The following is a 6,178-nucleotide window of genomic DNA, read 5'->3' on the forward strand; positions in this document are numbered from 1 at the left end:
CGGCCAGATCTACGTCCCGTGGATCAACTGGTTGCTGATGGTCTCGGTGCTCACCCTCGTCTTCGCGTTCCGCAGCTCGACCGCGCTGGCCTTCGCCTTCGGCATGGCGGTGACCGGCACCATCACCATCACCACCCTGCTGTTCTTCTACGTCGCGCAAACCCGCTGGCACATCCCACGCTGGATCCTCGTCGCCGGGGCACTGCCACTGCTGACCGTCGATCTGCTGTTCGTCGCAGCCAATCTCACCAAGTTCGCCCACGGCGCATGGCTGCCGCTGCTGATCGGCCTGACCGCATTCACGGTCATGACGACCTGGCAACGCGGGCGCCGGATCGTGACCGCCGAACGAATCCGGCGGGAAGGATCACTGCGGACATTCGTCGACGAACTCGCCGCCGGCACACCCGCCACGACGCACGTTCCCGGCACCGCCATCTTCCTCAACCGCGGTAAGGAAACAGCACCACTCGCCTTGCGCGCCAACGTCGAACACAACCACGTGCGCCACCACCACATCGTGATCCTGTCCATCCACACCGAACCCGTCCCCCGCATCCCCGACAACGAACGCATCGCCACCGACCCGCTGGGACCGCCCGACGACGGCATCACACACGTCACCGCCCGCTACGGCTACATGGAAACCCCCGACGTTCCCCGGGCGCTCACACTCGTCGACGAACGAGACACCGAAGGCCCGCTCGATCTCGACCACGCCTCCTACTTCCTGTCCACCATCGAACTCCGCCGCGGCACCACCCCGACCATGGCGGATTGGCGTAAACGCCTGTTCATCGCGACGTCGTACATCACCGCCGACGCCGCCGACTACTTCAGCCTGCCCCGCGACCGCACCATCATCATGGGCTCACAGATCGAGGTATAAGTTCGACGCCGATTTCTGAGTTCGGACAGCCCGGTCACCGCACCGCATCGAACGCCGGGCACCAGCCGACCCGCTCGGCTCCGGCGCTCGACCGTCGTCCGCCGCCCGATCATGCTGCTCGGTTGCCCGCCGGCACCGAAGCGACGACGGCCGGGCCCGATCCGGATCGCCACCGACCGTCACCGGCGGATCGGGACACCCACAGCAGCACTGTCGCCGACGCCAGTGTGACCGCCGTTCCGAGCATCGCGCCGCCGACCACATCGGTGAGCCAGTGAACTCCCAGATACAGCCGCGTGGCCGCGACGACTGCCACGATCACCACGGCCGAGACAGTCGCAGCCGCGGTGCGCACAAACCCGGGCCGCGTCGACATGGACACGACCAGCACCGCTGCGACCAAGGCCGTGGTGGCCGTGATGTGGCCGGAAGGAAACGAGAAATCGGATTCGGCCATCAGATGCAGGACGGCCGGGGGACGTGACCGCGCGACGACGAGCTTCGTCAACGTGCCCACTCCGGCCGCGAAACCCACTGTGCCGAGGACGAATACGGCCGGGGCGGCACTGCGCCGCCGCCACGCGAGCATCCCGGAGACGACCACCGCCGACGCCGCCACCCCGACCGGACTGCCGATCTCGGTGATCGCCCGCGCCCATGCCGTCGCGGTGCCGTTGCGGTGTTCGACGAACCACCGCAGGGTGGCCGTATCGGCGCCGGTGATCCATCCGGACTCCGCGACCTGCACCGCCACTACCACGAACAACGCCGACACCACGAGCGCTCGCAATGCGGACCAGCCGATACGCACGCCGGACACCGACGAATCGCCGACCCGGCCCGCGAGGGCCGATGCGAGCAGGGCTGCCGTAGCGACAGCGGACGCACCGACCGCGATCTCCCTGCTCGACGATTCGGTACGGACCTCGTCGACCAACGCGTGGACGACATCGACAATGGCTGACACGCGGCCAGTGTCGCGAAGCAACGCTGTGGAAACGCTGAGTACGCCACCCGGCCATCCGTGGAGCATGCTCGCCCGGGGGACCGCCTGACGCCGGCCGGGCTGGACAGCAGCCCGCCGGCAACAGAAGGTGGGAACGGTGAGCGTCGCATCGCCCGGTGTGGGTTTGGCGGTTCTGTGTCTGGTTCTGGTTGCCGCGTCCGCTGCGGTGTACCGGTTCGCATACCTCGGCTCGATGCTGATCGTGCCCGGTGCGGCCGTTCGCGCGATCGTGCAACTGAGCGTGGTCGCGCTGGTGCTCGCCGCCGCCCTGCGCCATCTCTGGTCCTCGTTTCTGGTTCTGGGCGTGATGTTCGCGGCCGCGGTGTTCACCTCCGCGCGCCGGGCACGCGCGGGACGTTCCGGAGCATGGCTGGCCGCAGCGCTGGCGGGCGGCTGGGCCGCGGTCCTTCCGGTGATGCTCGTCAGCGGGGTCGTCCCTCTCTCGGGGCCCGCGGTCGTCCCCGTCGGCGGCATCATCCTCGGCGGCGCCATGACCGCGACCTCGCTGGCCGCACGCCGCGCCCTGGACGCCGTTCACGACCGGCGCGGCGAGATCGAGGCCGCCATGAGCCTGGGTTTCGACGACCGCCACGCACGCCTGGAGATCATTCGATCCACCGCGGCCGACGCGCTGCTACCCGGCGTCGATCAAACCCGCACGGTCGGATTGGTCACGCTGCCCGGGGCATTCGTCGGTGTCCTCATCGCCAGCGGCTCCGCGAGCCGCGCCGCCGCGGTCCAGATTCTGGTGCTCCTCGGCCTGCTGCTCGCGCAATCGTGCGCGGTGGCGGTCACCATCGAACTCGTCGCCCGGGGCCGGATCCGACGTCCTCGGCACTGACCACCGCGTTGTTCGACCGAGCGGCGGTCTACCTCCGCCGCCGACATACTCGATCCGGGGGCGCGGACGCCGTCCTGCCACGCGGGACCATGTTCTACCGTCATAATGGGTCATCCCTGCACTACCCGTGTGGTGCACCGATCGAGGGTTGGTGAGTCCGATGATGCCTACATCCATGCTCGACGAACTGTACGAGCGCGCGGAAAAGGACTGTGTCGCACTACGAATCGGCGTGATCATCGATCGGGGCGGGCAGGTGCTGCTGCTCGAACGTGACGACAGCGGCCCCGTCAAGGCCACCCTCAAACTACCCGGCACCACCGTCGAGCCCGGCGAACCGCTGGACGCGGCCGTGTCCCGCGGCGTCGCCACCGAGACCGGTCTTCTCGTCACCGGAATCCGTAGCCACGTAGGCTATTTCGACTATCTGTCCCCCATCGGCAAACCGGTCCGCCGCCTGCACTTCGCCGTCGACGTCGCCGCCACGTACCCCATCCGTCTGTCCGTCCACTCCGCCTACACCTGGGCGCCGCTGGACGGCGACCTGCGCGTGACTCCCTCCATTCGCCGCATCCTCCAGGACTACCGCGAGCTTGCCCGAGCGCGAAACCCGTTGACCGAGACCTCGAGGTGAGGATGGCCGCAAGGCTTCGCTCGACGCCACTTCGGTGACCAGGAGCGAGAGCGCGCCTCCGGCAAGGTAATCCAGCTCGCTGGACGAGGTTATCACCGCACATGACCTGCTGGCATCCGCCGGCGCGCCGTCGAAGGTCGCCGACGCTACCCGCCAGGTCCGACGAGGCCGCGGTGGCTGAACCCGGTGAGGGTGAGGTTGCCGCCGTCCCCAGCAGACGGCCACCACCGAGCAGCGGCACCAACTGTGCCACCGCGCCGCCGATACCGCCGGCGGCGGAGTGCACCAGCACCGTATCCCCGGCGGTGAAGCGGCCGGCGTCGGTGAGCAGAAGCAGGGCGGTCGCCAGGCCGAGCGGGGTGGCGGCGGCCGAGCTCAACGAGACGGCGTCCGGCACCGGTACGGTGAGTTCGGCTCGCGCCGTGGCGATCTCGGCGAAGCCACCGCCTCCGAGCGCGACGGCCGCCATCCGATCGCCGACGGCGAGGCCGGTGACATCGGCACCCAATTCACGCACGGTGCCTGCGATTTCCAATCGACATCGATGGCCATCTCGCCCGCGGCGGGCCGCGGCGGTTCCACCTCGCGGATCTCCGACTTGTCCGCACCGCCGGGGGCGGTCATCACAGGGCTCGCATCGTCACTCCCAACACCTCACTACCGTGGAACGATCGGGATCAACCCCGCGGCGCGGTGCCACATTCCGCCCCGGGTGATCGGGTGGACTCGGCCGTGCGGGCCAGGCGAGCCCGGATGTCGTCGCGCAGCGCCTTCTTGTCGATCTTGCCGACCTTCGTCATCGGCATCGCGGCGACCGATTCGATGCGTTCCGGAATCTTGAACCGAGCCGCACCCGCCGCCTCCATCACCGCCTCGATGTCCGCCGGCTCCACGACACAGCCGGGCCGCAGCATCAGATACAGGCACAAGCGTTCGCCGAGCGCCGGATCGGGCATGGCTACCGCGGCGGCCATTTCGACGCCGTCGATCTGATAGGCGAAGTTCTCGACCTCTTCGGCCGAGATCTTCTCGCCGCCACGGTTGATCATGTCCTTGTCGCGGCCGGCGACGACGAGGTTGCCGTCCGGGCGGCGGATGACGATATCACCGCTGGCGTACCAGCCGTCCGGGGTGAACGCGCGCAGATTGTGCTCGGGCGCACGGAAATAGCCCCGGGGTGTGTACGGTCCGCGGGTGAGCAGCGCGCCCGGAGTGCCGTCGGGCACCGGGTTGCCGTGCTCGTCGACGACGAGAATTTCGTCGGCCGCGCTGACCGGACGCCCCTGGGTGCTCACCACGACGTCGGCATCGTCGTCGATGCGTGTCATGTTGATCAGTCCCTCGGCCATGCCGAACACCTGTTGCAACCGCGCGCCCAGCACCGGTTCGACGCGCGCGGCCAGTTCGTCCGGCATCCGCGAGCCGCCGACCTGGAGCACTCGCAGAGTGGTGCCGCGCATCGGGGCGTGCTCGCGCTGGTGCTCGATCCAGACCTGCGCGACCGCGGGAACGGCCGCCGCGACCGTGACACCCTCGGCGTCGATGGTGCGCAGCGCCCGTTGCGGCGAGGGCGAGGGCAGCATCACCGTGCGACCGCCGGCGAAGAGCGCACCCAGAATGCCCGGGCAGGCCAGCGGAAAGTTGTGACTACTCGGAAGTGTCCCCAAATACACTGTGGCGGAGTCGAATTCACTTACTTCAGCGCAGCGCAGAATGTTGCAGGCGTAGTCGTCGTGCGTGCGGACGATGAGCTTGGGCAGGCCCGTGGTCCCGCCGGACAGCAGCATCAATGCGACATCCGAGCCCCGCGGCGCGTATTCGGCCTCGTCGAAGGCGACGGTCGTGGTCAGGGCATCGGCCAGCCGGTATTCCGGTGCCGATCGGCCGGGCTCGGCCGAGGATTCGCCGTGCACGAGCACGGCCCGCACACTCGGCACCTCGGCGGCGACCTGCTGCGCGACATGGCGCAGGTCGGTGCCGCGATCGGTGTCGGCCACCACGAGAGCGACGGCCTCGGCCGCCGCGGCGAGGTGGGTGAGTTCGTGGCGACGATGTGCGGGCAGCGCCATCACCGGCACGATGCCGATACGAAGGCAGCCCAGGGTGAGGGCCACGAACTCCCAGCAGTTGGGCAGTTGCACCAGGATTCGATCGCCGGGAGCGAGGCCGAGGTCCAGCAGGGCCTGCGCGCAGGAGGCCGCACGGTCCCACAGCCGGCGATAGGTCAGGCGGGTGGCGCCGTCGACGACCGCCACCTGGTCGGGACGGTGCGCCACCTGGGCCTCGACGTAGGAGCCGATGGATCGGTCCTGCCAGTAGCCCGCCTTGCGGTATTCGGCGGCGATGTCGTCGGGCCACGGCACGACACCGTCGATCGCGGCCTGTCTACGGATGGTCATGGCAGCTCTCCTTCGAGCCGATGCGACGCGGCCAGCACGACCGCGTCCAAGGCGATCAGTCCGGCGGCAGTCGAGCGCAGCGGATTGACCTCGATGTCGTCGACGGCCGGGTGCTCGGTGAGGTAGCGAACGAGACGCACTGCCGCCCGGGCGAATTCGTCACGGTCCAGCACCGGTCCCCCGCGCCCGCCGAACAGCAGTGGGGCGCACCGCAGCTCGTCGAGCATGGCCGCGGCGCCGGCGACAGTGACCGCGCCGCTGCGGATGGTGACATCGCCGATCGCCTCGGCAGCGATGCCGCCGAGGCCGGCGACCACGATCGGACCGAACACCGGGTCGCGGCGCACACCCAGGAAGAGGTCCACCCCGTCGTCGGCCATCGACTCGACCAGATAGGCCGGAGCACCGA

Annotated in this window: 6 protein-coding genes and 1 pseudogene; 3 read left to right on the plus strand and 4 right to left on the minus strand. The window is 69.1% G+C overall.

All coding sequences use genetic code 11. From position 1 onward, the window contains the following. Positions 1–889: KUP/HAK/KT family potassium transporter (locus ON23_RS28585; RefSeq protein ID WP_039782073.1), on the plus strand; the 889-nt coding region annotated here is incomplete at its 5' end. A 109-nt stretch (positions 890–998) separates the two neighbouring features. Here the strand turns inward: ON23_RS28585 and ON23_RS28590 are convergent. Continuing rightward, positions 999–1,856 (minus strand): phosphatase PAP2 family protein, encoded by an 858-nt coding sequence (locus tag ON23_RS28590; RefSeq protein WP_157170307.1) that lies wholly within the window; start codon positions 1,854–1,856, stop codon positions 999–1,001. A 127-nt stretch (positions 1,857–1,983) separates the two neighbouring features. Between ON23_RS28590 and ON23_RS28595 the strand changes: the two genes are divergently transcribed. After that, on the plus strand, positions 1,984–2,736 hold the full coding sequence (locus ON23_RS28595; RefSeq protein WP_039782075.1) for an ABC transporter permease: 753 nt from the start codon (positions 1,984–1,986) through the stop codon (positions 2,734–2,736). Between the two features lie 160 nt (positions 2,737–2,896). Then, positions 2,897–3,370 (plus strand): NUDIX hydrolase, encoded by a 474-nt coding sequence (locus ON23_RS38140; protein WP_039782076.1) that lies wholly within the window; start codon positions 2,897–2,899, stop codon positions 3,368–3,370. A 400-nt stretch (positions 3,371–3,770) separates the two neighbouring features. Here the strand turns inward: ON23_RS38140 and ON23_RS39885 are convergent. From ON23_RS39885 to ON23_RS28615, 3 genes and pseudogenes are all read right to left on the minus strand, one after another. Next, positions 3,771–3,905, minus strand: a pseudogene (locus ON23_RS39885) (alcohol dehydrogenase catalytic domain-containing protein); the annotation flags it as partial. A 142-nt stretch (positions 3,906–4,047) separates the two neighbouring features. After that, positions 4,048–5,769 (minus strand): (2,3-dihydroxybenzoyl)adenylate synthase, encoded by a 1,722-nt coding sequence (locus tag ON23_RS28610; protein WP_051043500.1) that lies wholly within the window; start codon positions 5,767–5,769, stop codon positions 4,048–4,050. Continuing rightward, positions 5,766–6,178, minus strand: a 413-nt coding sequence (locus ON23_RS28615; RefSeq protein ID WP_039782078.1) for an acetate--CoA ligase family protein, incomplete at its 5' end; no start/stop codon positions are given. The genes ON23_RS28610 and ON23_RS28615, both read right to left, overlap by 4 nt.

This window comes from Nocardia cerradoensis NBRC 101014 (assembly GCF_000308535.1).
GTDB classification, from domain to species: domain Bacteria; phylum Actinomycetota; class Actinomycetes; order Mycobacteriales; family Mycobacteriaceae; genus Nocardia; species Nocardia cerradoensis.